Annotated in this window: 2 protein-coding genes; one reads left to right on the forward strand and one right to left on the reverse strand. The window is 79.0% G+C overall.

Features of this window, described 5'->3' with window-relative positions:
• Positions 1-168: 168 nt before the first annotated feature.
• Positions 169-867 carry a HutD family protein gene (locus tag SSBG_RS31700; protein ID WP_008748761.1) on the forward strand — a complete coding sequence of 233 codons (699 nt, stop codon included), beginning with the start codon at positions 169-171 and terminating at the stop codon, positions 865-867.
• 18 nt (positions 868-885) lie between these two features.
• Here the strand turns inward: SSBG_RS31700 and SSBG_RS24545 are convergent.
• The coding region (locus SSBG_RS24545; protein ID WP_078491406.1) for a type ISP restriction/modification enzyme at positions 886-1,904 on the reverse strand (1,019 nt) is incomplete at its 5' end.

The raw sequence follows: 1,904 nt of genomic DNA on the forward strand, positions 1-1,904 counted from the left end.
TCCCGGCGCGCGGTCCGTGAAGACGCGGCCCGCACCCGGCCGCAGGACCCGGCCCGCCCCCCGGGTGTGACGCCCCTCGTACCGTCGTGACCTGCCCCGATAGGGTGAGGCGGGGCGCTTCCGGCAGGCAGCAGGGCCGCCCGGTCGGTACGAGGAAGGGCGAGGCGGATGAGCGACGGCACGATCCTGCGCTGGAGCGACTACCGCGCCATGCCGTGGCGCAACGGGGGCGGCACGACGCGCGAGGTGGCCTCCGGAACGATCCCGGACCCCGCTCCCGCCCCCGGCTCCGCGCCCGCCCCTGACTTCGCGTCGGCCACCCGGGAACCCGCCACCGGGGAACCCGCCACCCGAGAGTCCGCCGCGCGGTCGTCCGGCTCCCCGGCCTCCGGCGCGGACGCGTTCGACTGGCGGATCAGCGTCGCGGACGTGGCGGAGGGCGGACCCTTTTCGGCGTTCCCCGGCATCGACCGCGTGATCACCCTCGTCGAGGGTTCCGGCATGGTGCTGACCGTGGACGACGCCCCGCCCCGCACGGTCGAGCCCCTCACCCCCTTCGCCTTCCCCGGCGACGCGCGCACCGGCTGCAGTCTGGAGGCGGGGCCCGTGCGCGACATGAACGTCATGACCCGCAGGGGCCGGGCCTCGGCGCGGGTCCGGCTGCTGCGGGTCGGCGACGGCGGTACGGAACTGAGCGGGGGCGCGGGGGAGATCGTGCTCGCCCTGGCCGTCACCGAGGGCGTCACCGTCGGGGAAGGGGACACGGCGTTCCCGCTCGGCCGCCTCGACTGCGCCCGCGCGACCCCGCGCCTCTCGCTGCGCGGCGCGGGCACGGTGGCCGAGATCCGGATCTCCCCGGCCCGCTGAGCCCCGCCCGGGGATCTCTCACAGCAGCGCGAACTGCCCCTCCGGGCCCTCCTCGCGGGTCTCCAGGACGGTCGCCGGCCGCCGCGCGGCGGCCGGCACGGGGAGCACCCCGGCGGCCCGCAGTTCCGCGCCCCCGATCCCGTCGCCCGCGTCCTCCCGGGCCGTCGCGAACTCCGCGCACCGCGCCGCCCGTTCGGCGCCCAGCGTGAGGTCCGTGAGCAGCGCGAGCAGGTCCGAGGTCCACTCGCGGGGCCACGCGCGCGGCAGGACGGCGGCGAGGCCCTTCGCGCCGGGCGCGGCCACGCGTGCGCGCAACCACCGTTCCAGGACGCGTTCCCCCTCCTGGCGCGCCTCCCAGGCGGCGGGCGCGACGGGGGCGAGCACGCCCGCCGTGCCGACGCGCAGGGCCTCCTCCCCGGGCTCGTACGCGAGGCCGGGCAGTGGGCCGCGCGGCGTGAGGTCCAGCGCCTCGCGCACCCACGGGCGGCGGCCTCCCGGCAGCCGGAGGCGTGGGCCCGCGTGCGCCCCGCGCCCCCGCGAGGCCACCTCGCGCAGCGCGCGCCCGAGGCCCGTTCCGGCCGCCCACTCCTCGTACGTGCCCGGCAGCCGCACCTCGTGGCCCCGCCGTGCCGGGCGTGCCGCGGCGAGCAGCCAGTCGAGGACGTCGAGCGGGGTCACGGGCCGCCCGTAGCGGGAGGCGAGATGGGCGAGGAGACCGGGGGCCAGGTTCGGCTCGCGGCCGCCCGGGCGGCGGAAGAGCGGGTGGACGCGGCTGCCCGGTCCGGCGCCGAAGGGGAGGAGCGGGGTGACGGTGAGCGCGCCGGCCCGAGGGTCGTCCACGAGGAAGAGCTGGGCGGCGTCGGCGACGCGCCACAACTCGGGGCGCGGGGCGTCGAGAAGGCGGTGGTCGGGGAGGAGGAAGCGCTCCTCCCAGGGGCCGAGGGCGACCCGCAGGGGCTCGGGCGCCGGGCCCGCCTCGGGCGCGAGGCGCCCCGTCCCGGTGGACTGGCCCGGCAGTTGCGCGACCGTCGTGTGCA

This window comes from Streptomyces sp. SPB074 (genome assembly GCF_000154905.1).
In the GTDB taxonomy this organism is placed as follows: domain Bacteria; phylum Actinomycetota; class Actinomycetes; order Streptomycetales; family Streptomycetaceae; genus Streptomyces.